Source organism: Pantoea sp. SJZ147, assembly GCF_007828605.1.
Taxonomy (GTDB): Bacteria; Pseudomonadota; Gammaproteobacteria; order Enterobacterales; family Enterobacteriaceae; genus Pantoea; species Pantoea allii.
This window is the reverse complement of sequence record NZ_VIVB01000013.1, coordinates 150062-174290: the sequence shown is the minus strand read 5'-3', so window position 1 is coordinate 174290 and position 24229 is coordinate 150062. Positions and strand designations below refer to the sequence as shown.

Sequence of the window (24229 nt, the reverse complement as noted above, 5' to 3'; positions counted from 1 at the left end):
GGCGAAGAGAACGAAGTTATCCGCGGGAGCTGCGAATAAGATCCCGGAAATATGCCGATAAAAAAAAGGCTGGTCACCTTAAGTGACCAGCATTAAGCCAGGCGGCTCCTGTTTTTCTTTTCAGAAGGATCGGTAATTCTCCTGTACAGCGGTCCCCAGGATCGGTTAAGTTGCGCACAACTCTTTCTACTTTGTTCTAAGGAACACTATGCGCCAGGGCAGTTTGCCACCTGCGGAAAAAACTAACGGTCTGGCACACTATTTCAACAAGATTGATCATCCACGCCAGCTTGAAACCCTGGGGCGGATAGCCGTTGAAATACTTCGCGAGAATAAGCCCGTCAGTCGACGCATCATCTGTCTGAAGCTTATCGGTTGTCTTGAAAAAGCCACCAGTGAAGATGACAGGCTGCACTATCGTGGACTTCTGACCCTGCTATTCAGTCAGTAACGTTGAAAAACCCCGCTTTTGATCAATCAGCACGCCGGTTATACCGCGTCTGCCTGACTCTGACCTTCGCTCAACATCACATCTGAACCTGACTTCAACGCCGTAGCGCCCTGCTGCCAGGCCTGGTGCGATGGTTGACGTCCCGGACAGGTGCATCCTATCCATGCTGCCAGCCAATGCCTTCTCGCTATCAGAGAAGCCGTTTTTTTGCTGTAACACCGATAAAAAAATGCCCGCACCTCGTTAAAGGGTCGGGCCGGAGTTCTCAGGGAAATCCTAAATGACTTCCAAACAGCGTTATCAAATTAGTTCACCATCTGGATTGTCGCCAGTCGGAATCAGATAATTTTTCTTCATACCTGAAACAGGTCTCTAATTTTTTGCTGATATGTGCCGTTTGACCGCTCAAAACCCGTTATACATCACACTTTTGCAAAGTCTTCTCGACCTCGCTCAATGTTCTGTTCAGGGCGTCGATAACAGTATTGTGAGTTGATTATCACAATGATTGTCCTGACCAAACGTTGCTTACTTCGGCACCTTTCACGGTGCCGTTTTTTTTGCCGCTATGATGCCGGGAAAGGGTAAGCCTGGTGAGCAATGCTATGGCGAGGTTGTCATATCCCCTCGCCACCCTGCCAGTTAATGCGAAGGCGTAAGATAGAGGGTTTCAAACCGTGATGCGCTAACAGGGGAACCGGTTTGGTTGCCTTGCAAAATATCGCATGCTGCCGCGCAAATGAACTCGTGCTGGGCGCGGTTCTCAACGCCTTCTGCTGCTACGCTGATCCCCATATTTTTACCCAGTGACGCGATAGCGTTGATCAATAATCGGGCTTTGTTACTGTTCTCAAGCTGAACAGTAAGGGATTGATCAATTTTGAGTCCCGCGATGCAGCGATGCTGTAACAGGCTGAGCGAGGCAAGGCTGCGACCAAAGTGATCGATGATAAATAACGCCCCGGTAGCCTGAACGGCCTCTAACACCTGAGATGTACTTTCCCCCACATCGGTCAGCAGCGGTTCATCGACTTCGAGATCGATAAAGCCTGCATCTTCTCCGGCACACTGACGAATCACCTCTTCAAGTCCAGCTTCCATTAGCTGGCGCGGAAACAGGTTAATACTGACTCGCAGAGGCAGGTTTTGACTCCGCCATTGTTTAACCTGACTGACAGCAGACTGAATAATCCATGTTCCCAGGGTGATGGACAGTGGGCTTTTGATCAGCATATCGATGAACTCAGAGGGAAGCAGCAGGCCACGGGCCGGATGCATCCAGCGAACCAGCGCTTCACAGCCCATTAACTCGCCATTGAACACATCAAAACGCGGTTGATAATGCAGCACGAACTGCTGCTGGCGAACAGCGGCTTCCAGTTCACGTTCAAACCGACGTCGACCTAATTCAGCCTCGCGAAATTCAGGCTGAAACAGGACAGACTGCCCTTTGCCACTTGCTTTAGCCCGATACAGCGCCAAATCCGCAGCCGACATCACTGAAGACATATCACTTGCATGCAGGGGAAAGCTTGCCACACCGGTGCTTGCGCCGACCTCCACCGCAGAACCCATGTAATAAAAAGGTGTCTGGATAGCCGCAGTGAGCCGCTGGGCAATATCCATTGCGCCATCACAGCCACAGGGCAGTAAAACGATAAACTCGTCGCCCCCCAAACGGGCCGCTGCGATAGCGTGGGTGCAGACAGCGCGGATCTGCTCCGCCACATGGCAAAGCAAAGCGTCACCTGCCGCATGACCGCGCGTGTCGTTCACGTCTTTGAAGCTGTCCAAATCTGTCATCAGCAGCGTGTAAGGTACACCGGATTCCGTCAGCTTGCTGAGTTGCGTCATGAAGGCACTCCGGCTGGCAAGCCGGGTAAGCATATCCAGTGAGGCCAGTTCGCAGAGTCGCGCTTCGCTTTCATAGCGTAACGTCACATCCCGAATGATCATGCCAATATAGCGCTCAAAGCCCTCCTGCCAGCCCGAAAAAGAGACCTCCGCTGGAAACTCCTCGCCGTTGCATCGCTTGCCCCAAATCTGCAAGGTACGCGGCGTAGAGATCGCGCCCTCTTCATGTTCAAGTCGGTCAAGCTCATTACGATAATCGGTCTGACAGCGTTCAGGGATCAGCCCGGCGACGTATTTACCGGCCATTTCGTCAGCGTCATAGCCAAACATTTTCGTCGCGGCAGGGTTCCAGAACGTAATACCACGGTTCAAATCAGTACAGATGATCGCGTCCGGTGAGGTTACCGATATGGCTTCGAGGCGCTGCTGGCTGGCATGGCGCAGAACCGCCATGCGATGAACTTCCATGCGGTCCATGACCAGTGCGGCCAGATCGGTCAGGTTGTGGCGATCCGTTGTGCTCATTGCGGGGCGGGGATGATTATCGGTCAGGCATAGCGTACCAATACGGTGCCCGTCTGGCGTAATCAGTGGGACGCCGGCATAAAACCGAATAAAGGGATAACCCAGCACCAACGGACTGTTTGAGAAACGGGGATCGTCGAGCGCATCGGGAACGCAAAGGATATCGTCGCTTTCCAGCGTGTGATGGCAGAACGCGACGCTTCGTGAGGTTTCCGTAATTTGCAGACCATAGCGAGACTTAAAAAACTGACGTTTCTCATCAATCAGCGACACGAAGGCCACCGGCACACAGAACAATCTGGCCGCCAGAATAGTCAGTCGATCAAAGGCTTCATTGGGCGGCGTGTCCATCAGTTGGTACTGGGCCAGCGCACGTATGCGTGCTTCTTCGGAGCCGCTTTCAGTTGAGTGCATCAGAGTGTGTCCTCCTGAGGTCATATACTGTGGCCGGGCATCTCACAGTAAAAAGAGGACGCCTGCAATCAGACAGAACCAGGTAACGCGCAATACATCAACCTGAAGCCGCAACAAAGGTCCGCCTGTGCAGCAAAATGTCAGTTATCAGAGATCTGCACTGATAGCGACACCTGCTCTTACATAGTGCCCGGTATTGCAGTTATCGTCCGTTCAGGCCTGAACTTCATAGCCAGAGACGGCTTTACTCTGTCAAACGGTAAAAATCGCTATTTTTTGTCTTGCGGCACCAGTTCATAGTGAGGATGACGCCCTGCCAGCAGCAGCAGCAGTTCGTACTCCCCTTGACTCAGCAAGGCCACCTTCGCCGTAGCTTCTTTGGTCTGCCAGGCGCGCAAACTCAGATCAAAGCGTTCAGCGGCACCTTCCTGCGACAGGCCGGCAGCAATTCGCAGTTCACGAACATTATTCTGGACGGGCACGGGCCGTCGGACGATTGAATTTCCCAAACCAGGCTCCCTGTGGATGAAGTAGGGTAACAGTACGTCAGCCGATCAGTTCAGTGTCGGCTGAGACCTCTGTCTGCAACCGTTGCAGCACACCTTTCATAAGGATTTTTAATCTTATCTGCTGAAATGTCAAACCAGCGGATTCGCCAGCTTCGGGATTATTTGCCTGTAAAAAAAACGTCTGATCGGCAGCGCTTATTTTTTATTAAGCGAAGCGTCGTTATATTTAAATGACTCAAAGTTTTAGATTTTATTTTACGCTGCGTTTATGTAAGTAAATATTTATTAAGGATTAATGAATTTACGGGCAACAAAAAACCCCGCTTTGGCCGCGAGGTTTTAAAAAACACAACAGGAAACGGGTCCGTCTGCTGCGTATAACCAGCCCATCAGTGCGTTTATATCTGATGAGACAGACGTTGATTATCTGCCAAACGCCACCCAGGCCTCATCGTCTTTGGTCGGTACAGATGCGATATGACGCTTTGCCGGGACGGGCTTAGCGACGACAACACTGGCCGCTGACGACGCGGGTAAGGTAAACCGGGTTATCACGCTGGTGAGCGTTTCCGTCTGGTTACTCATACTCTCTGCCGACGCCGAGATCTTCTGTACCAACGTACTGTTTTGCTGCGTCACGCGGTCAATCTCAGCCACGGCAAGCGTCACCTGAGAAATGCCCTTGCTTTGCTCTTCCGATGCCAGCGCGATCTGGCTGATGAGCTCGTTAACGCTGCCCACGCTGCGCAGCACCTCTTCCATCGTGCTTCCGGCGCTGTCAGCCGCACCGCGCCCTTCGCCGATGCGCGCTACCGTATTGCCAATTAACCCTTCAATCTCTTTCGCTGCTTCTGCGCTGCGCTGTGCCAGTGAGCGAACTTCACTGGCTACAACCGCAAAACCGCGTCCCTGCTCACCGGCACGTGCAGCTTCAACCGCCGCGTTGAGCGCCAGAATGTTGGTCTGGAACGCAATACCGTTGATGGTGGCAGTAAACTGGCGGATTTTCTCAGCGCCTTCGGCAAGCACACCCATAGCGGTCACCACGGTTTTCACCAACTGCTCACCTTTCTGGGTCGTCTGGGCGGTAACACTTGCCAGCTCACGCGCCTCACGACTGTTTTCAGCATTGTGGCGAACCGTCGCCGTAAGCTGCTCCATACTGGCCGCCGCCTCCTCCAGCGCCGCCGCCTGGGTGGCCGTTCTGTTCGACAGATCGGCATTGCCTTTTGCAATATCGCCCGCCTCAAAATGTAAAACGGACGCGTTATCACGAATAGCCTGGACGGTATTCAACAGACTTTGTTGCATTTCTTTTAATAAAGGAACCATTAGCCCGATACAATTCTTACCCAGGTCCTCGGGTTCACGTGTCAGATCACCATCAGCAATCACGCGGAAGTGCGCCCGCAGTTTTGCTACCGGCCGCACCAGATGGATGACAAGATAGCGATCGCAAAAAATGAGCAGCGCAGCGACCGCAGCGAGCGTAGTCAGAAACAGATTCACCAGCCGCTGATGTTCCTCACGCAGCGGGGCCGCATTAGCAGAAAGCTGCTGCTCAAGCGCGGCGAGCCGTTCCTGAGCCGCCGCAGGGTAATCCTGAGGCGCGCTGGTCAGAGCGGTGCGATAACGTTGCCATTCATCACCCGCCGGTGCCTGAGAAGCAATGTCCGCATGGTTCGCCGTGGCGTTCGTCTGCACTTGCACACTGGCGCGGTTAAGGAAAATAAGCTGTTGAGTCAGGGCATTACTGCGGCTGGCTTCGCGGTCAATGTCGTTTATTATCCGTGAACCATACGCGCCGGCTAACGCAATAATCATTACGGCAGCGATAAGTATCCACAGAACAACGCGTCTAATCGTAAAATTTTTTAGAATATTCATGGTATTTCCCCGGTGTTGCGACGTAAAAAAAACACTTCAATAAAATATTCACATCTAATAGTTGCGGGCAAAACAATAGCGCGCTACTCTTCTGAGGTTATTGTGGCAGCGTTATTGAAAAAATAAAATTCAAAAATTGATTAAATGTTTGCATCGTTGATAACTGATAAATTCATTAAAGAAAATAAAAAGAGACAGAAATCCAAATCACGCCTATTATTCAGCGAGAAAAAAAAACTATTTTAATTTTCCTTTCGCTGAATCTGGCCTTGTTCCGGTGCTTTTTATCCGCCACTTTTTCTTTTTAATTTCGCGCCGTGAGCAATCCGGGGCGGAGGACACACATGCTTATGAATCTCGACGGTGATCATGAACGCCGCACTCGTGCCCTTGAGGCCCTTCGCTACCCCGATGAAAGTCGGGATGATGTGCTGAGAAAATTTGTCAGGCTTGCCAGTCAGGCACTGAGCATTCCCGGAAGCTTTATTTCGGTTATTGATGATGAATTTCAGTATATTCGTGCTGCGCACAATTTTAAGCTGGAGCGTTCCTCCCGCGAGGATTCGCTATGTCGCTATGCTGTGGACAGCGATTCTCCAGTGGTCGTGCCGGATACGTACCTGGACAGCCGATTCGCGGAACATCCCCTGATCACTGGTGCGCCCTTTATTCGTTTTTATGCGGGTGTACCGCTTAAAAACCGCGACGGCATCAATTTGGGCACGCTGTGCGTGACAGATATTCAGCCTCATCCTTTTACGCCTGCACAAATCACCACGCTGACGCTACTGTCGTCGTTGGTCATGTCTTTTCTGGAAGCATGGCACTCGGCAGGATTTATCGATCCGGTGACAAATCTGCCGAATCGCCAGCGCCTGATCCGCGACATGCATTATCTGACTGCTGCCGGTGACACCACATTGCGTCGCCTGGTGCTGATTGACTGTATTGATATGCCACGCGCCTATGAACTGGCGCGCTCAATGGGCATGAGTCCTGTTGAAAGCCTGCTTAAAGATGTGGCGACGCTGCTGCCATTGCGGCTGCGCCCTGCTGCCAGCGATATTCTTTATACCGTTGCAACCGGACGATTTGCCGTGCTGACCCGTGCGGACAGCCGCATCAGTGCAAACTGGGTGGCCTGCCAGATGGAGGGCATCAGTGCGGACCTGGGGGAAGGCTTGTCGGTGGCGCTGAGTACCCATACCGGTGAAGTCGATTTCGTCTCCGGTATCTTTCCTCCCCAGGAAACGTTACGTCAGGCGGTCAGTGCCTTACATGAAGCGATCGATCGCGGATTACCCTCTTTGCGCTTTAGCGAAGCCACAGACAGCAGGCGTACCCAGGACTTTACGCTGGTGAACGATCTGGCGAGAGCGCTTCGGGAAAATAATGGGCTGTATCTGGTTTACCAGCCCAAAATTTGCCTGCAAAGCGGCAAACCTATCGGGCTTGAGGCGCTGATTCGCTGGCGCCATCCTGTGCAAGGTGAACTCGCACCCGCGACGTTTATCCCGCTTGCCGAGCAGACGGAGATCCTTACGGCCCTTACCACATGGGTGATAGATAGCGTGATCGCGCGTCTGAAACGTCTGCGGAACAGCTGCATCCAGCTGCCAATTACGATTAACGTGAGTGAGCGTGATTTCTCGATTGATGGCTTTGCAGACGTGCTGGAAGAGAAGATGCTGAGGGCAAAACTGCCGACCTCGCTGTTGGGGATCGAATGCCTTGAAACAGAACGCATCGTGGAGAGCCCTTCCGCTATGCGCGGGCTTGAAATGCTGAAACTGCGCGGCTTCGGCATTTCACTTGATGATTTCGGCACGGGCTACAGCAATATCAGCTATCTTCGCCGTATGCCGCTGGATGTGATTAAGCTGGACCGGTCACTGATCAGTGAGCTGTCGTCGGATACGGCTTCACGCATCATCGCCCGCAATATTATCGCAATGCTTAAAGAGCTGGATTATGTGGTGTTGGCCGAAGGCGTGGAATGCGTCGATACCGTCGAGGCATTGACGGAATATGGCTGCGACCAGGCGCAGGGCTTTTTCTACTCCCGACCGCTGGCAGACAGCGAACTGGATCACTGGCTGCACTGGAAAATGCGTGAGATGTGCTGAGAGACCGCATCCGGGGTCAGACAGCAGGATAGCGAGAAATATCGCCTTCGTGGCTGACCATCACCCGGTTACGGCCATCATCTTTGGCCGCATATAACGCTTCATCTGCCCGCCTTAACAACGACTCTTTATCATCCGTATCGCTCAGCGTTGCCACGCCGAGAGAGACGGTCATCGCGCTGATAAACGGAAATGACGTCATACTGACGGCCTCACGGATACGTTCTGCCATGGCAGCAGCATCGCTCAGTGCAGTGCCGGGAAGCAGCAAAATAAACTCTTCGCCGCCAAAGCGGCTCACCACATCCAGCGTGCGGCATCGCTTACGCAGCAGGCCTGCCAGGCTTACTAAAACCTCATCCCCGGCATCATGCCCGTAGCGATCGTTGATCTTTTTAAAGTGATCGATATCGATCGCGATGGCGCTTTGCACCCGCTCCTCACTGTGCTGTTCCGCCTGGACATAAAAGCCACGACGGTTATTCAGTCCGGTCAGCGGATCGGTCATGGCTTTATCATTCAGATCGGCAACGTGCCCAGCAACGGCCTGACGGTGTTGCTGAACCGCCTCTCTTAACCTGTCCGCTTCGTTATACCAGGTGTTGACCGATGACAGCAGTTCCGGGCTGGCATCGCTGCCGCCCTCGCGAACCATACCGGCCAGTTTTTCCAGCGGATAAGAGATACGCGCCGCCAGAAAAGCCATGCAGCTCGCCGTGAGGACGATGATGCCCAGGATAAACCAGAACGCGTTTCTGCCCGTATGTATCATCAGGCTACTCACGGTTTCTGACGTACCGGACATAAAGATATTCCAGTCGGTTTTTTGCAGGCTGGCGTAGCCAATAAGGTATTTTTTGCCCGCGTCCTCAATCATAAACTGACCATTTGAGGTTGAAGCCAGTCGTTTTTGCAGTTGCGGGCTCAATGCCATTCGGGTGCCAACCAGGGCAGGATCGTGACTAAAAATAACGAAGCCGTCATCACTGACAATACTCACCGAGGTGCCATCACCGTAATAATGCTGGCTCAGGACGTCACTCAACATGCTCTGTTTTTTCAGGTAAATTGTGCCACAGATAAAACCGAGATAATGCCCATCTGTCGAAAACAGGGGCTGGGAAAGCAGCACGACGTAATTTCCCGAAGGAGAATTAAAGGGTGAGGAAATAAAAGGTTTCCGGGCCGCGATTGCCTGCTCTGTCTCTGGGGTATCAACCTTTACGCCCACCAGACTCAGGCTTTCAGGTGAAACAGAGGCGATGACGGCATGACGATCCAACACCGCCACCGAATTGAAAAAACCGGACTGCTGGAATAAACGCGTCGTTTCGCGATGCAGCTTGCCGACATCATTAAGATCGACGATCTGACTGGCACTCCATGCCAGCTCGCGCTGGGCAATGGTCAGGTAATGATCGGTTGTATCCGCCAGCTTACGCGCATAGGCGATATTGCTGTCGAGCAGTGACTCTTCGATATTACTCTTCTGAAACAGAAACAACGCGCCCAGCAGCAGTCCTGACGTCAGTATGACGCTTCCGATGGATAGTCCGGTAAGGAGCGTTCTTAGATATATTTTTCTGCGATACATATCGGGTTGCGCTGAGAGTGAGTTAAACGAATTTTAACCGCCTCTGCGCCAGACAAACGCGAGAATAAACGCCAGATTACTTGTCTTTAGTGCTGAATGACGTTACGCATTGCTGTAAAAGCAGCCTGATACTCTTTTTTTTGTGTCGTGCAGCATTTCCGCGTCGTGAAGGTGTAATCTGGGCCAGCGGTTACCCAGGCTTTTGGGGGATTATCGTTGCCAGATGTCCTAACCCGATAACCTCTCTGGCGACGTCTCATTCCCCTTATTGATAACCGGAATCATCCGATCACCGCACGGTTGCCTGTGGTTTTCTATGCGCTAATAATGTTCAACACGTAAAACAGACCCCGAGGAAGACCATGATGAAAAGCGCTGTTCTTAGCATGCTGGCCAAGATTTCAAAAATGGATGCCGAAACTAAAGAACTGGTTGCTCAGACAGAAGCGCAGTCACTGTTGCTCAGCGCGTTGACGCTGACCGTTGGCAAAAGTGGCGGTGTTGAAGAGCTGATTTCGGCGATCAGTCAGGCAATTAATACCGTGCTGGAGTCCTCTGACGGCCTGATTAAATCTGACGCGGAGCTTCTGCTGACCAAATTTCAGGAACAGCTCACGCTGACGCGTCTGGTCGATGAAGAGTCAAAAGAGTTTCTGAAAGGCGTGTCCCATAAGTCTCTTTCCTCCGTCTCGAATAATGAAAAAATTACCGACTGCTAGCCACGTCTTCTGACGGCGAGGCATTAAGCGCGTCTGGCTGTTTTTTATTGTGACGCACGTGGTATGGTATTTATTTGCCTCTACGTGGACAAGGTTTGATGAAAAAACAGCGAGTTGGCATTGTGTTCGGTGGGAAATCTTCTGAGCATGAAGTGTCATTGCAGTCGGCTAAAAATATTGTTGATGCCATAGATAAAACCCGGTTTGAGGTTGTGCTGCTGGGTATAGATAAGCAAGGCCAGTGGCATCTTAACGATGCCTCAAACTTTCTGCTAAATGCTGAAAATCCCTCGCTGATTGCCCTGAATCGCACCGCAAAACACGTTGCACTCATCCCCGGTGAACCTCAACATCCACTGATTTCCCGTGATAATGCCCATCCCCTGTCCCAACTTGACGTTATTTTTCCGGTGGTCCACGGGACGCAAGGTGAAGATGGCTCGCTGCAGGGATTGCTGCGGATGGCCTCGCTGCCCTTCGTCGGCTCGGACGTGTTGGGTTCTGCCGTCAGCATGGATAAAGACGTCACCAAACGCCTGCTGCGGGATGCCGGTCTAAAGGTTGCGCCCTGGCTGAGCGTGACGCAGTCACAGAGGCATCATCTGGACACCGAGGCTGTCATCGAACGCTTTGGGTTGCCGCTGTTTATCAAGCCAGCCAATCAGGGATCGTCCGTGGGCGTCAGTAAGGTTGATACGGCGGCAGAGTTACTCCCGGCCCTGGAACTGGCCTTTACTTTTGATCGTAAAGTTTTGATAGAGAAAGGGATTAAAGGTCGCGAGATCGAATGCGCAGTGCTGGGCAATGACAAGCCAGAAGCCAGCCCCTGTGGTGAAGTGGTGGTAAAGGATGCTTTTTATTCTTACGACACCAAATACATCAGCGAAACCGGCGCACAAACGGTGATACCGGCTGACATTCCTGCTGCTGTTGATGATGCGATTCGTCAGGTGGCTCTCACCGCTTTCACCGCGCTGGAGTGTTTTGGTATGGCGCGCGTTGACGTGTTCTACACCGATGACGGTGAGATTATCGTCAATGAGGTGAATACCTTACCCGGTTTCACCAATATCAGCATGTATCCAAAACTGTGGCAAGCGGCGGGCCTGAGCTACCAGGATCTGATCACCCGCCTGATTGAGCTGGCGCTGGAACGCCATCAACAAGGCGCAGCGCTGAAAACCACCGTCAATTAATCGTCTCCAGCGGCGTCTGCTCAGGCAACGTCGCTGGTAACTTCGCTTTGCGTATTGCAGGGGGACGTCTGATTGCGGCCATTTCGCTTAGAGATATAGAGGTTTTTATCCGCGGCGGATATCAGGCGGTTGACCGTCTCGGCCCAGGCGTTACCCGGTTGTGCCTGGCCGTTTGCCAGCCCCAGGCTGACGGTGACGGTGACCGCGTTGCCGTGCAGTAAAAATTTCTCTTTGACGATGCTCTGGCGAATCCCCTCGGCCAGCGAATAAATCATTTCTGGCGACAGGTCGAACTGCACAATCACAAACTCCTCTCCCCCAAAACGACAGATATGGCCGTGATTACCTACTAATGGCGAAATACGCCGGGCGATCTCTTCAAGGACACGGTCACCGGCATCATGACCAAAATTGTCGTTGACCGATTTAAAATAATCCACATCCAGCAGGATGACGCCCACCTTACGTTGCTCAAAGAAGGGTTCATTGCGCAGATGTTCATACAGCCCCGAACGCGACAGGAGCTGGGTGAGAAAATCGTAGTCAGCACGCAGCGCCAGACGTTCATTGAGCTGGCGAATCGCATCCATGCTCACCGCCACGATTAACGGGCTCATGACGATAGTGGCCACGCCCAGACGCGCTGAGGTCAGGTGGCTGATCGGCAGCAGGTTGGCATCGCCCTGAATGTTCATGACGCCGTGCGACACCAACACGATTTGGCTAATGCCGGTTATCAGCGTGATCAGCGTGGTCAGGGGAACCGGTAAGACAATGGCGCACCAGATTAATGCGGGCACCGGGAGCGTGAGGCTGCCTGCGCCGCCCATTAATGCCCCCGTGATCAGGGACAACACCACGGCGATTAACGGGACAAATTTGCCCAGTTGCAGCAAGCGCCTTGAGAACATGACGCGCCAGTGTGACGTTAACAGAAACGGCAGCAGCATTAAGGCCGTGGAAAACTGCTCGCTGAACCAGTTCATCCACGCGTCAGCAAAGGCCGCGTTAATGCTGCCTACCTGCGCCAGTCCTCCCCAGGTGGCGCAACCGAGCGCCGCCAACAGACAGGCAGGGAAAATACGCAGTGCGTTCGATATGCGCTCACTGCTGGAATCATGCTGATACTGCCGCCCCATCACCATCACGCAAATGATGATAAACAGGATATTGGCCACATTCAGCGTAAAGGCCGGTAACGCCCAGCCTGAAAACACCGCGTCGTTAAATACCATGGCGCTGTAGCACACCAGATAAAAACGGGCTCGATGAAGAAAGGGATAGCGAAGCATCATCCCGGCGATGAAGGCATTCACCGGCCAGAACAGGGATAAGTCATGGGGAAAACGCAGATGTCCGCCGACAAAACAGAACATCAGAGTAATCATAAACAGCCAGAGGGCACTCTTTTTAGTATTGTGCTCTTCAAACAGCTTAACGCGCATACGTCTGGACCTTGTCACAAAGAGGCTTACCATCACGCCGCTCACGGGGTATATGGCGTTATGATCATTTAACCCTGATTCTTGTCTGCGCCATTCAGAGAAAAGCACCCGTAAATGCGCGAACGTTACGGGTTTAACACCCGATACGAGATATAAACATACTGGCAGACATCCTTGCTCATTATGTCTTACAAATAAAAAAATCGGATATCCGAGATATCCGATTTTTTAAAAAAACGACCTGGCTGTTGAGGTCTGCGTGACTATTTAACCGCCACGGGCCACTGACTCAGGCGGATTCCCCGTTTATCAGCATTATCACCAAAATCCTTCAGTACGGCCTTAACATCCGGATCGATGTATTCTGCATTATCGTTATCTACGATTACCACGCTATTTTCGGGTATTTCATCCAGCAAGCCCTGCAGTCTAGGATTGTGCATAAAAGTCAGGTTTTGCTGGAAACGCAAAACGTAGTGGTCGTCGTAACGCGTAAGCTGCAGCGCATTGCGGTGACTCTTGTAGATGCTATAGAGAATCTGTGTCGCAATACCAATCCCAATCCCGACCAGCATGCCCAGCGTGATGATCCCGATAATCGTTGCCAGGAAAGGCACGTACTGTTGTGCCCCCATACGGAACTGCTCGATAAACAGGCGCGGCGCGGCCAGTTTATAGCCGGTGTACAACAGCACCGCCGCCAGGCTGGCCAACGGAATGGCATTCAGCATTTCACTAAACCACATCCCACAAATCAGCAGCATGACACCGTGCAGCAAGATAGAGAGTTTGGTTTGTGCGCCAGCGTTGACGTTGGCTGAACTTCGGACGATGACCGCCGTAATCGGCATAGCCCCAAGGAAGCCCGCCGTCAGGTTACCGATCCCCTGCGCAAACATCTCTCTGTTTGGCGAGGGCGCAGGGTTTTGCGGGCGCAGCTTTTTCAGGGCTTCCTGGCTAAGCAGGGTTTCCAGACTGGCCACCAGCGCCAGGGTCAGGGCAACGATCCAGACCTGCGGATTTTGCCATGCCATCCAGTCCGGGGTTTCCAGCTCCGCCATCATGGCGGAAACGCTGTCAAACGCGGGCAATGAAATGCGCGGTAAAGCGCCGGTGAGCTCAGGGAACAAACGTGCGCCAGCGACCGTGACCACACAGCCAAACAGCACGGCGAATAAGGGCCCGGGTATCCACGCCAGCGCCTTAATGCGCTTAATGGGGCCGGTTGTCCATATAAACAGAATGAACAAGCCCACTAACGACACCAGCAGCGCCGACAGTGAGAACGTCATTTCCCCGTTCACCAGCGACACTAACTTCACGCTGCCGCCCGCCCCCAGCGCCACCGGTATCTGCTGCATAATCAGCAGTAAACCAATCGCGGCCAGCATGCCTTTGATAACGCTACCCGGCACTAACGCGATGAAGCGTCCGGCGCGCAACAGACCAAACAGGCACTGTAACAGTCCGGCGATAATCAGGGCGGTCAGGAAGGCGGAGAAGCTGCCCAGCGTCGCCATAGACGCGACGACGATGGTGACCAGTCCTGCGGCCGGTCCGCTGACGGCGAAACGTGAAGGACTGAGGGAGGTAACGAGTATGCCGCCAATAACGCCCGTTAATAACCCGGCGAAAGGCGGCAGCCCGCTGGCCTGTGCAATACCCAGGCAGAGCGGCAGTGCGACCAGAAACACAACCAGCCCTGCCGGCACATCGCGGCGTAAGGTATCCAGATTCATGGTGAAGACTCCTCTGCAGATTGCTGAATCAACTCTTTCAGATGACCCGATTGCAGGTCGTAAACACAGCCAAACACGTCAAGTTCCTGACCAGACTGCCAGGCCTGCCGTACCGGTTCTGTTGCCACCAGGTTGGTGAACTGCACCAGGACATTCGCTTCAACCAGACGATTAAGCGTCTCGCTCTCCGTCTCCTGCCCGGCTTCGTGGCTAAGATGGCATTCTAATCCACTACGCAGAAAGGCAATACGCCGGGCCAGAGCGGAGTCCTCAGTGGCTAACGGGCTGCCCGGCAGAGCTAAGGCGGCCTGAACGCCACCGCAGCCGTAATGACCACTCAACACGATTCGCTTTACCCCAAGGTAAAAAACGGCATATTGCAGCACGCTCAGCAGGTTATCGTCCTCTGCCACGACCATATTGGCGATATTACGATGAACAAACAGTTCGCCGGGATGCGATCCCGTTAATACCTCCGCTGGCACCCGGCTGTCTGAACAACCTATCCATAATGAGTGCGGTTTTTGCTGATATAAGGATTTTTCAAAATAGGCGGGGTTACGCTGGCGGCGCTGTAATGCCCAACTGCGATTTTTCGCTAATAAGGGTTTAAGTGTCGTCACAATCATCTTCTCTCTACGACCGGGAATATCACTTCCTGGCTGACCACGGAGTGAACCCGCTCACTGAATCGCCGCGAACGGGTTACGAAATCTGAAGCTCATCACATTAATAGGTTATAGCGGCTTATGATTACTAATGCACACAGAATATTTTATGCCAGAAACATCCGGGGCCATATGTCAGTATTTGTTCAACAAACGTCATGATCACGTAAATTATCTTAAGAGGTCATACCACATAAACATTAAATTACTTTAATTATTTTATATAAAAATCATATAATTAAAAATAAAGCCGAAAAATGAAAACTGACAAATAAATACAAAACCGTTGTCGTTAGTCAGATGGATAAAACAGAAACAAGGCGAAATGCCAGGATTACTCTTAAATGCAGAATTTATGAATAGCACGATCAACCGCCTTTATTCTGTATAAGCAGTTAATCGAACTTTGTTAAGGGTGAAATTAAAGCAAGAGATGGTTAATTTAATTTGCGTGAAAATAATGACGGCGGTAAGTAAATAATCTCAGCGGTGTGAAAGAGCCTGCCCACGGCAGGCTCATCATATTGACACTTTATTTACCGTTCCAGGCCCTCAGCCGCGCTTCACGGACGGAAAGCTGCTGTTCAGGCGTCAGCTTATTGTAATTTTCTGCCATGCCGCTCTCCCAGTCACCGTAAAGTGGGTTTGGCAACACAATGAACTGGGTGCCAAATCGCGCATGATTATTTTCGACAAACCCCTGACGCTGCGCGTTACCCTGATGCCAGGTCGCCCCGCCAAAATCATTCAGGTTGTCACCGATATACAACACGACGTTGTAGCCGGCGTTTTTAATCGCATCGAAGCGTGCCTGTTTGTTTGAAGAGTCGGTTTTCAGGCTCACCGTTTTTTCACTGACACCGCTGAAGCCAAGCTGCTGAAGGTTAGCCACCGTGGCAGCGTAATCTTTCTGGTCGCGGTTGGAGACATAGAATACGGTGCCGCCATGACTGTTAACATAGCGGGCAAACTCTACCGCACCAGGCACGGCTTTGGCCTGGCGTGCCTGCGTCCAGGCCGACCAGGTTTTATCGCTGAAAGGCTGTCCATTCTTCGCCTGCCATGCGCTGTAGGCGCTGTTATCCAGCATGGTTTCATCTAAATCGACAATCACCGCTTTGGGCTTGCCCACCAGCGAAGCCGACTGATCAAAGGCCAGACGTGCACTGTTAAACGCCTGCCAACTGAGCGCCTGATATTCACCGGACTGCTGGAACCAGTTTAACGCCAGCACCGATTGCTGCCCCAGTTGCTGTTGTGCCTGCTGCTGGGAAGGGTGTGCACAACCCGCAAGCGCCAGCGCAACCACGGCCGACAGCGCGAAATTCACTGAATTTTTCATCGATTCATCCTAAGGTGTGAAAGATTTGAGTGGGTAACGCTTCAAAAATGTAGCAGTTAACGTAAGCTGATGGCAGCAGATTGCACGCTGTCCTGACAGGAGAAGAGGATGTCCGCCATGCCGCGTTCGCCGTTACTTGATGCACTAGACTGGGTCGATTATGCTTTTCAGCCCGCTGGCGCGCCGCCGCCTGAGGATGCGGCCTACGGTCATCAACGCCACAGCGCCGTTGTGTTAACCGACATCCATAATATCCCACCTAAACGTTGCGAATCAGATGGCGTGATTGCCACGGGTCATCGGCCGGTAGCGGTGTACACCGCGGACTGTTTACCCGTGCTGTTCGCCGACAGCCAACAGCAACAGGTCGCCGCCGTTCATGCTGGCCTGCAAGGCACGCTGGCGGGCGTACTCTATCGCGCCGTGGAACAACTTTGCGCACGCGGTGCCACGCCGCAGAGCCTGACGGTTGCGATTGGCCCGGCGCTGGCACCCTGCTGTTTCGAGCTGGATCGCCAGCGACTGGCAGACATTGCGCAGTTGCCCGGTATTCCCCTGCCGCTGCGCTATTATCATCAACAGCCGCATAATCCTCAGGCACAGCGCCCCCAGGCCCGGGCCACCCGAGAAGGTATCTGGTTCGATTTACCGCATCTGGCTAAACAGATGCTGACCGATGCCGGGGTTCCGGCGGGGCAAATTGATCAGATTGACCAGTGCACCTACTGCACAACAGAGTCGGGGTCCAGTTATCGCTTTAATACGCACCACAGCAGCGGCTATCGTTCGCGCTATTCATGGATTCGTCGACGCTGAATCCAACGTCATCGGTTATACCTGCCCTGCTCCCTCAGCCGACGGTTTGGCACCTGACTGCCCCAGCGGGTATGGCCGCTTTTATGATGCTTCTCACACCCTGATGCCATTTCACTTTTTTTTAACAAAGAAATGGTTAAAGCTAACTCATCCGACCACTTTATCTGTGAGTGATTATGACTGCGCTGCCCTCCCACTATCCTGCTTTGTTTACCCCGCTTGATCTGGGTTTCACTCAACTCAGAAACCGTTTTTTGATGGGATCAATGCATACGGGCCTTGAAGAGCGTGAAGATGGCGCGGCCAGGCTGGCGGCATTCTATGGCGAGCGGGCACGGGAAGGCGTGGCGCTGATCGTAACGGGCGGCGTGTCACCGAATCCGCAGGGCGTGACCGCCGAACACGGTGCTGTACTGAATGACGACGCACAGTGTGACTGGCACCGACAGATTACCGCAGCGGTGCATCAGCATGGGGGGAAAATCGCCCTGCAGATATTACACACCGGTCGCTACAGCTTTCAGCGCGATCTGGTTGCCCCCTCTGCGATACAGGCCCCCATCAATCGCTTTACCCCGCGTGAACTGAGCGATGCCGAGGTTGAACAGACCATTGCCGATTTCGCCCACTGTGCCCGGCTCGCCCAGAAGGCGGGCTACGATGGTGTGGAAATCATGGGTTCCGAAGGCTATCTGATTAACCAGTTTCTGGTGCAGCATACCAACCAGCGCCATGACCGCTGGGGCGGCGATTTTACCGGGCGCATGCAGTTTGCCCTGGCGATTACCCGCGCGGTACGCGCGGCAACCGGCGACCGCTTTATCATTATCTTCCGGCTGTCGATGCTGGATTTAATTCACCACGGCAGCACGTTAGAAGAGACGCTGCGACTGGCCAGCGAGCTGGAAGGCTGCGGTGTGACGCTGTTTAATACCGGCATCGGCTGGCATGAGGCGCGTATTCCGACCATCGCCACCTGCGTTCCCCGCGCCGCCTTTGCCTGGGTCACGCGTCGTTTGCGTCAGCATGTCGCCGTGCCGGTGGTGGCCACCAACCGCATTAACCATCCGCAGGTCGCCGAGCAACTGTTGCAGGATGGCTGTGCGGACATGGTTTCGATGGCGCGGCCTTTCCTGGCCGATGCCGCCTTTGTCAGCAAGGCGCAGCGCGGGGATGACAACAGCATCAACACCTGTATCGCCTGTAATCAAGCCTGTCTGGACCAGATTTTTGCCGGTCATGTCACTTCATGTCTGGTTAACCCGCGCGCCTGCCATGAATCCCTGATGCCGGTGACACCGGCGCAGGCACCTAAACGGCTGGCCGTCGTGGGTGCCGGGCCGGCGGGCATGGCGTTTGCCTTGCAGGCGGCAGAACGGGGACATCAGGTGACACTTTACGATGCCGCGCACGACATCGGCGGGCAGTTTACTATCGCTCGTCAGATCCCCGGCAAAGAAGAGTTCAGCGAAACCCTGCGCTATTTCCGCCATCGTCTGCCCGCGGCGGGCGTGGTGATCAAAACAGGCTGTCGGGTGAATGCCGCGATGTTAGCGGACGCCGATGAAGTCATCCTTGCTACCGGCATCAAACCGCGTACGCCTGAGATTCCCGGCATTCATCATCCCAGCGTGCTGAGCTATCTGGATGTGCTGGCAGATAAACAGCCGGTCGGCGCGCGCGTGGCGATTATTGGCGCTGGCGGTATTGGCTTTGATACGGCGGAATACCTGTCACAGCCGCCACAGACGGAAACCCTGGATGATTTTTATCGTGAATGGGGCATCGATCATAGCCTGACGCAGCGTGGTGGTTTGATCCCCCCTGAGCCGCAGCGCTCGCCACGTCAAATCTGGCTGCTCCAGCGCAAGCCTGGCAAACCCGGTGCGACGCTGGCGAAAACCACTGGCTGGATACACCGCAGCAGCCTGCTGGCACGCGGCGTTGAAATGTGGGGCGGTATTGAGTATCTGGCGATTGACGATGAAGGGCTACATATTTATCGTGACGGCGAACGCCTGGTGCTGGCGGTGGATAACGTGATTATCTGCGCCGGTCAGGAACCGCAACGCGAACTGGAAGCGGCCTTAAGGGAGAGCGGCAAGCCGGTGCAGGTGATTGGCGGGGCCGATGTCGCACAGGAGCTGGATGCTCGCCGGGCAATCGCTCAGGCCACCGCGCTGGCGTTAACGCTTTAGTTAACGCATTTTCACGGCGCGCAGCACCACAAATTTTTTGTTAGAGGCCACCAGCGTGCAGTTGCCAAACAGCTTTTTCAGCTTGTGGTGATAATCAAGATGACGGTTGCCGACAATGCGCAGCTCACCACCATATTGCAGGCAGCGCTTAGCATCGCGGAACATCTGCCAGGCCAGGTGGTCGGTGACGGCGTGCTGCTGGTGGAACGGCGGATTACACAGTACCGCATGCAACGTATCAGACGGATAGCCACTCAGCACATTGTTCACCTGGAACTGGCAGCGCGACAGATCGTCGGGGCGGTTGACCTCAACGTTTAACCGGCTGGACGCCACCGCCATATAAGACTCATCAAGGAAATGCACCTCTGCCTCAGGGTTCTGCGCCAGCGCCATCAGCCCGATCACGCCATTACCACAGCCCAGATCGACGATTTCGCCGTCGATATTTTCCGGCAGATGCTGCATAAACAAGCGCGCACCGATATCCAGAGAAGATCGGGAAAATACGTTGGCGTGGTTGTGAATCTGATAAGGCGTTCCGTCCAGCGGCCAGACGTGGGTGAGCGATTTCTCGCGCAGTTCCGGCTGGGTGAACTGGCTGTAAATCACGCGCGCTTTTTTTACGGCCAGCGAGGTTTTGGTTTCACCGATAATCTGTTCAAACAGTTGCAGCGTTGAGGTATGAATCTCTTTCGCGCGTCCCGCTGCCAGCACAACGGTTTCAGGGGTAATGACCTGACGCAGCGCGCGCAATTGCTGCTCCAGAAGGGCCAGGGTTTTCGGGATTTTAATCAACACCAGTGCCGGGGCGGCAGGAAGGGCCGCCAGGCTGTCGAGGAAATGAACCTCGCTGTCATCCTGTTCATTGAGGCGCAGATTCTGGCGAGTGGCCTGCTGACTCAGCCAGGAGTCACTGATATGCCACACTGGACGTGCATTAAGCGCGCAGGTTAATGCGCCGAAGCTGTCGTTAAAAATTAACGCCGGGCCAGACGGCAGGCTTTGCTGCAACAGATATTCATCAGCGGCATCCCAGGCTTGTAACGGACTTTCGTCACGCATCTGCGGGAAACGATGCAGGATCAGTGTGCGATCGTTCAGTTCAAGTTGGCTCATGAATTCTCCGGCGTGGTACACTTTGGTTGATTTTCGCCCCAAAAAGGGGGCGCAGTATACTGTCTTTCGCCGGGAATCTCTAATGTCCTCACTTATCTATCTTCAGGGTTATCCTGAGTCCATCCTTGAACAGGTGCAGACACTCATCGATCGTCAGCGGTTAGGCCCGGTGCTACAACAGCGCTATCCCGATATGCATGACGTAATGAGTGATAAGGCGCTGTACGACTTTACGCTGGCGCTCAAAAACCGCTATATGCGAAATGCCCCGCCGATTAACAAGGTGATATGGGATAACAAGATTAAGGTCATGAAGCATGCGCTGGGCTTGCACACCGCCATATCACGCGTGCAGGGCGGCAACCTGAAGGCCAAAGCCGAGATCCGTATTTCGACGTTTTTCCGCCAGGCACCCGAACCCTTTTTACGGATGATCGTGGTGCATGAGCTGGCGCACCTGAAAGAGAAAAACCACGATAAGGCGTTTTATCAGCTCTGCTGCCATATGGAACCGGACTACCACCAGCTCGAATTTGATGCGCGCCTGTGGATGACCGAGCAGGCGATGCGCGGCAACGCGGCTTAGAGAAACTGCTGGGCTTTCTGAATCAGGCTGGTTTTCGTCAGCGCCCCCATAAAACGGCGCTCCTGCGGATTATTCAACACCGGCAGGCGTTCCAGCGTCACCGCCGCAAAGGCTTCCCATCCTTCCCGTATACTTTGGTTTTGATAGGCCACCGGGAAATCTTCGTCCATGACGCATTCAACCGGTGAGTCCAGGTTAATCTCCTGCGCCAGCACCCGGCGTGAAATTTCATGGATCGACACCACACCAAGAAAAGCCCCTGCCGCATTGATCACATACACATAGCGCTCACGCTTCAGGGAGCTCACCGCCAGCGCCTCTCCTACCGATGCCTCCGGCTGGAGCGCTGCCCCCGGAATAATCAGCTCGGCGATGCGCATATTATCGAAATCATATTTCGCTTCAGAGCGGTTAAAATGGTGAGTAACGACCGGATAGGTGCTGGCCATTTGCAGGCGATAAACCACCATTGTTGCCAGCACGGAGGCAATCATGACCGGAAACAGCAAACTGCTGTTGAGCGTCATTTCCAGCACCATCAGCATCGCCATCAAAGGAGCCTGACTCACCGCCGCCAGCACCGCCGCCATGCCCACGGCGGCGAACAGCAAGACGTTGTGAAGGGGAAGATGCAGCGCTACGCCGCCGAGCGCGATAACCATGCCCAGCAGCGCACCGATGAGTAAGGACGGCGTAAACAGCCCGCCCACGGCATTGGAGCCCACAGAGAAGCTGGTCGCCAGCATTTTTAACACCAGCAACAGCAGTAATCCCGACAGCAGATAATGCCCCGCCATCACCTTGACGATCACTTCATAGCCATTGCCCAAAATATCGGTAGAGATCAGCGCCAGCAGGCCCACGGCGAATCCCCCTGCCCCAAGCCGCAACGGCAACGAAGTGACCCGGCTGAACAGCATTTTAGTACGCGCAATCAGGCGAATCAGAAGCAACCCCGCCAGCCCGGACAGCAAACCGATCAGGACAGTAATCAGCAGGCTGTTGATATCCATGGTGAAGCTGACATCCGCCAGCGGATAAAGCGCATGACGGAACCCCATCGCCCACATGGTCATTACCGCCACGGCCGATGACACCACCAGCGGGATCAGACGCTGCAGCGCCGACATGCCAAAGGCAATCTCTGCCACGAAAATAGCCGACGCCAGCGGCGCATGATAAACCGATGAAAGACCGGCGGCGGCGGCCATGGCAACGACATCACTGTTTTTTAACTGCAATGAGCGGGGCAAGACACGACCGATTATGCTGCCACACAGGGCGGCGAGCTGAACCATCGGGCCTTCTTTACCGATTGAGGCGCCGCTGCCAATACTGGCTATCGACGACAGCGCCCGAAAAAGCGAGGTTTTGGTCGGAACGGCGTCAAGGCGGGCATTAATCACTTCGAGATAGTCCGTTTTTACGGTTTGCTGCTGCTCAATCGCCACCGCATAACGCAGGAAGAATCCCGCCAGCAGGCCGCCAACACCGACCAGAACTGGCCAGAATATCCAGGGCCAGAGATGCAACGACTCGGTGATATCGTTGCTGCGACCAAACAGCAACTGATTGATAAACTCGATGGTTTCACGGAATAACAAGGTGACTAACGACGCCGCACAGCCAACGGGAATGGCAATAAGCAATGTGGTCCAGTTTAGTGCGTGTTTACTTCCTTTCACCTGCGCTCCCAGTCTTGTGCTTAATGTGCGTTATCCAGCCATATTATTGGAATGGAGATCTCAGGATCAACGTCTGGCGTTGCTTGCCCGGTTTCAGATGCTACTCTGCGGTTTTTACACATGCAGGAGGCTAACTGTGATTCGCTTTGCCATTGTGGGAACCAACTGGATTACGCGTCAGTTTATTGATGCCGCACATGAAACCGGCCACATGACACTCTGTGCCGTCTATTCGCGCAGCCCAAAGCAGGCGGAGGCATTCCGTCATGACTATCCCTGCGACCATCTCTTTACGTCGCTGGAGGCCATGGCCGCCAGTCCTGACATCGACGCCGTGTATATCGCCAGCCCCAACGCACTGCATTGTCAGCAGGCCATGCTGTTTATGTCACAGGGCAAACACGTCATTTGCGAAAAGCCGCTGGCCTCCAATCTGCAAGAGGTTGAGGCGATGATCGCCTGCGCCTTTAGTCATCAGGTGGTGCTGTTCGAAGCCTTTAAAACCGCCAGCTTACCGAACTTTATTCAACTGCAACAGGGGCTGCCAAAGCTTGGCACACTCCGCAAAGCGCTGCTGAACTATTGCCAGTACTCCTCTCGTTATCCCCGTTACCTGAACGGCGAGCATCCCAACACCTTCGATCCCCGCTGGTCAAACGGGTCCATTATGGATATTGGCTACTATTGTCTGGCGATGGCCGTCACGCTGTGGGGCGAACCCCAGCAGGTTTTTGCCTCTGCCAGCCTGCTGGAAAGCGGCGTCGATGCGCACGGCACGGTGATCCTGAATTATGGTCAGTTTGATGTCACTATTTTGCATTCCAAGGTGAGTGACGCCATGCTGGACAGTGAAATCCAGGGCGAAGCCGGATCGCTGGTGGTTAACCGGATCGCCGAGTGCCAGTCAGTGACCTTTATTCCGCGTGAAGGGGATAAACAGAATCTAAGCCAGCCGCAGCATATCAACACGATGCTGTATGAAGCGCAGACCTTTGTGCGACTGATTGAACAGCGTCACGTCAGCCATCCGGCACTGGAGATTTCCCGCAGCGTCGCCAGATTACTGACCGAGATTCGACGCCAGACGGGCGTTGTTTTCCCGGCCGATCGGCCCTGAATGTAAATATTTCAAAATATGACATTCATCGATTGATTCCTGACCACCAGGCACGTAACTTACCCGCTTGCAAAGGGGAGTAACTTGTAAGCTGATTGATCGTCACTACGTTGCGCACGCATCCGGTCATCAGGCAACCCAGAATCGATTCCTGAGTTGTAAGTGAGACCTTGCCGGAAGGCGAGGTTTGCTTACACTGAATAAGCGGCTGACGTCTTCTGACTTCAGCCGTTTTTTTA

18 protein-coding genes are annotated in these 24229 nt (G+C 53.7%); 8 read left to right on the top strand and 10 right to left on the bottom strand.

All coding sequences use genetic code 11. The annotated features are described in order from the left end of the window. Nucleotides 1–208: 208 nt before the first annotated feature. Nucleotides 209–451 (top strand): hypothetical protein, encoded by a 243-nt coding sequence (locus FBY13_RS18875; RefSeq protein ID WP_063877317.1) that lies wholly within the window; start codon nucleotides 209–211, stop codon nucleotides 449–451. 642 nt (nucleotides 452–1093) lie between these two features. Here the strand turns inward: FBY13_RS18875 and FBY13_RS18870 are convergent. The 3 genes from FBY13_RS18870 to FBY13_RS18860 all read right to left on the bottom strand — a co-directional run bounded on the left by FBY13_RS18870 (nucleotide 1094) and on the right by FBY13_RS18860 (nucleotide 5640). After that, a complete protein-coding gene (locus FBY13_RS18870; protein WP_145394874.1) occupies nucleotides 1094–3268 on the bottom strand; it encodes a bifunctional diguanylate cyclase/phosphodiesterase in 2175 nt (724 codons plus the stop codon). Nucleotides 3269–3513: 245 nt separating this feature from the next. Beyond that, a complete protein-coding gene (locus FBY13_RS18865) occupies nucleotides 3514–3753 on the bottom strand; it encodes a hypothetical protein (protein ID WP_096011199.1) in 240 nt (79 codons plus the stop codon). Nucleotides 3754–4176: 423 nt separating this feature from the next. Next, nucleotides 4177–5640, bottom strand: coding sequence for a methyl-accepting chemotaxis protein (locus tag FBY13_RS18860; RefSeq protein ID WP_145394873.1), 1464 nt, complete (start codon nucleotides 5638–5640; stop codon nucleotides 4177–4179). Between the two features lie 344 nt (nucleotides 5641–5984). Here FBY13_RS18860 and FBY13_RS18855 point away from each other — a divergent pair, with 344 nt between their 5' ends. Further along, entirely contained in the window at nucleotides 5985–7766 is a 1782-nt protein-coding gene (locus FBY13_RS18855; protein WP_145394872.1) for an EAL domain-containing protein, read from the top strand. 16 nt (nucleotides 7767–7782) lie between these two features. Here FBY13_RS18855 and FBY13_RS18850 read toward each other — a convergent pair whose 3' ends face one another. Continuing rightward, nucleotides 7783–9360, bottom strand: coding sequence for a diguanylate cyclase (locus FBY13_RS18850; protein WP_145394871.1), 1578 nt, complete (start codon nucleotides 9358–9360; stop codon nucleotides 7783–7785). Between the two features lie 365 nt (nucleotides 9361–9725). Here FBY13_RS18850 and iraP point away from each other — a divergent pair, with 365 nt between their 5' ends. Together iraP and ddlA are read left to right on the top strand one after the other, a co-directional pair. Then, complete coding sequence (gene iraP / locus FBY13_RS18845; protein WP_063877323.1) at nucleotides 9726–10079, top strand: anti-adapter protein IraP; 354 nt, start codon at nucleotides 9726–9728, stop codon at nucleotides 10077–10079. 98 nt (nucleotides 10080–10177) lie between these two features. After that, nucleotides 10178–11275: a D-alanine--D-alanine ligase gene (ddlA, locus tag FBY13_RS18840; RefSeq protein WP_063877324.1), complete on the top strand. Its 1098-nt coding sequence runs from the start codon at nucleotides 10178–10180 to the stop codon at nucleotides 11273–11275. Between the two features lie 20 nt (nucleotides 11276–11295). Here the strand turns inward: ddlA and FBY13_RS18835 are convergent, their stop codons facing one another. From FBY13_RS18835 to FBY13_RS18820, 4 genes are all read right to left on the bottom strand, one after another. Then, the gene (locus FBY13_RS18835; protein ID WP_145394870.1) at nucleotides 11296–12720 is read right to left on the bottom strand and encodes a GGDEF domain-containing protein; all 1425 of its coding nucleotides are present in this window, start codon (nucleotides 12718–12720) and stop codon (nucleotides 11296–11298) included. Nucleotides 12721–12983: 263 nt separating this feature from the next. Then, nucleotides 12984–14459 carry a SulP family inorganic anion transporter gene (locus FBY13_RS18830; RefSeq protein ID WP_063877326.1) on the bottom strand — a complete coding sequence of 492 codons (1476 nt, stop codon included), beginning with the start codon at nucleotides 14457–14459 and terminating at the stop codon, nucleotides 12984–12986. After that, nucleotides 14456–15088, bottom strand: coding sequence for a carbonic anhydrase (locus tag FBY13_RS18825; RefSeq protein WP_145394869.1), 633 nt, complete (start codon nucleotides 15086–15088; stop codon nucleotides 14456–14458). The genes FBY13_RS18830 and FBY13_RS18825 overlap by 4 nt, the downstream gene beginning before the upstream one ends. A 571-nt stretch (nucleotides 15089–15659) precedes the next feature. Further along, entirely contained in the window at nucleotides 15660–16469 is an 810-nt protein-coding gene (locus FBY13_RS18820) for a 5'-nucleotidase, lipoprotein e(P4) family (protein WP_063877328.1), read from the bottom strand. A gap of 108 nt (nucleotides 16470–16577) precedes the next feature. Between FBY13_RS18820 and FBY13_RS18815 the strand changes: the two genes are divergently transcribed. Both FBY13_RS18815 and FBY13_RS18810 read left to right on the top strand, forming a co-directional pair. Beyond that, nucleotides 16578–17285 carry a polyphenol oxidase family protein gene (locus tag FBY13_RS18815; protein ID WP_096011207.1) on the top strand — a complete coding sequence of 236 codons (708 nt, stop codon included), beginning with the start codon at nucleotides 16578–16580 and terminating at the stop codon, nucleotides 17283–17285. A gap of 176 nt (nucleotides 17286–17461) precedes the next feature. Continuing rightward, nucleotides 17462–19483 carry an NADPH-dependent 2,4-dienoyl-CoA reductase gene (locus FBY13_RS18810; RefSeq protein WP_145394868.1) on the top strand — a complete coding sequence of 674 codons (2022 nt, stop codon included), beginning with the start codon at nucleotides 17462–17464 and terminating at the stop codon, nucleotides 19481–19483. Here the strand turns inward: FBY13_RS18810 and rlmG are convergent, their stop codons facing one another. Beyond that, nucleotides 19484–20602, bottom strand: a complete 1119-nt coding sequence (rlmG, locus tag FBY13_RS18805; protein WP_145394867.1) for a 23S rRNA (guanine(1835)-N(2))-methyltransferase RlmG — start codon at nucleotides 20600–20602, stop codon at nucleotides 19484–19486. An 82-nt stretch (nucleotides 20603–20684) separates the two neighbouring features. Between rlmG and FBY13_RS18800 the strand changes: the two genes are divergently transcribed. Further along, complete coding sequence (locus tag FBY13_RS18800; RefSeq protein ID WP_063877332.1) at nucleotides 20685–21188, top strand: M48 family metallopeptidase; 504 nt, start codon at nucleotides 20685–20687, stop codon at nucleotides 21186–21188. Here the strand turns inward: FBY13_RS18800 and FBY13_RS18795 are convergent. After that, nucleotides 21185–22873, bottom strand: coding sequence for a chloride channel protein (locus FBY13_RS18795; RefSeq protein ID WP_145394866.1), 1689 nt, complete (start codon nucleotides 22871–22873; stop codon nucleotides 21185–21187). The genes FBY13_RS18800 and FBY13_RS18795 overlap by 4 nt on opposite strands. A 136-nt stretch (nucleotides 22874–23009) precedes the next feature. Here FBY13_RS18795 and FBY13_RS18790 point away from each other — a divergent pair, with 136 nt between their 5' ends. Further along, nucleotides 23010–23990 (top strand): Gfo/Idh/MocA family protein, encoded by a 981-nt coding sequence (locus FBY13_RS18790; protein WP_145394865.1) that lies wholly within the window; start codon nucleotides 23010–23012, stop codon nucleotides 23988–23990. Nucleotides 23991–24229 lie beyond the last annotated feature (239 nt).

Bases quoted from the DNA above. Each gene is read 5' to 3' on its own strand.
- rlmG (WP_145394867.1), bottom strand. From the start codon at position 20,602: ATGAGCCAACTTGAACTGAACGATCGCACACTGATCCTGCATCGTTTC.
- FBY13_RS18860 (WP_145394873.1), bottom strand. From the start codon at position 5,640: ATGAATATTCTAAAAAATTTTACGATTAGACGCGTTGTTCTGTGGATA.
- FBY13_RS18870 (WP_145394874.1), bottom strand. From the start codon at position 3,268: ATGACCTCAGGAGGACACACTCTGATGCACTCAACTGAAAGCGGCTCC.
- FBY13_RS18810 (WP_145394868.1), top strand. From the start codon at position 17,462: ATGACTGCGCTGCCCTCCCACTATCCTGCTTTGTTTACCCCGCTTGAT.
- FBY13_RS18830 (WP_063877326.1), bottom strand. From the start codon at position 14,459: ATGAATCTGGATACCTTACGCCGCGATGTGCCGGCAGGGCTGGTTGTG.
- FBY13_RS18815 (WP_096011207.1), top strand. From the start codon at position 16,578: ATGTCCGCCATGCCGCGTTCGCCGTTACTTGATGCACTAGACTGGGTC.
- iraP (WP_063877323.1), top strand. From the start codon at position 9,726: ATGAAAAGCGCTGTTCTTAGCATGCTGGCCAAGATTTCAAAAATGGAT.
- FBY13_RS18835 (WP_145394870.1), bottom strand. From the start codon at position 12,720: ATGCGCGTTAAGCTGTTTGAAGAGCACAATACTAAAAAGAGTGCCCTC.
- FBY13_RS18850 (WP_145394871.1), bottom strand. From the start codon at position 9,360: ATGTATCGCAGAAAAATATATCTAAGAACGCTCCTTACCGGACTATCC.
- FBY13_RS18875 (WP_063877317.1), top strand. From the start codon at position 209: ATGCGCCAGGGCAGTTTGCCACCTGCGGAAAAAACTAACGGTCTGGCA.
- FBY13_RS18855 (WP_145394872.1), top strand. From the start codon at position 5,985: ATGCTTATGAATCTCGACGGTGATCATGAACGCCGCACTCGTGCCCTT.
- ddlA (WP_063877324.1), top strand. From the start codon at position 10,178: ATGAAAAAACAGCGAGTTGGCATTGTGTTCGGTGGGAAATCTTCTGAG.
- FBY13_RS18800 (WP_063877332.1), top strand. From the start codon at position 20,685: ATGTCCTCACTTATCTATCTTCAGGGTTATCCTGAGTCCATCCTTGAA.
- FBY13_RS18825 (WP_145394869.1), bottom strand. From the start codon at position 15,088: ATGATTGTGACGACACTTAAACCCTTATTAGCGAAAAATCGCAGTTGG.
- FBY13_RS18820 (WP_063877328.1), bottom strand. From the start codon at position 16,469: ATGAAAAATTCAGTGAATTTCGCGCTGTCGGCCGTGGTTGCGCTGGCG.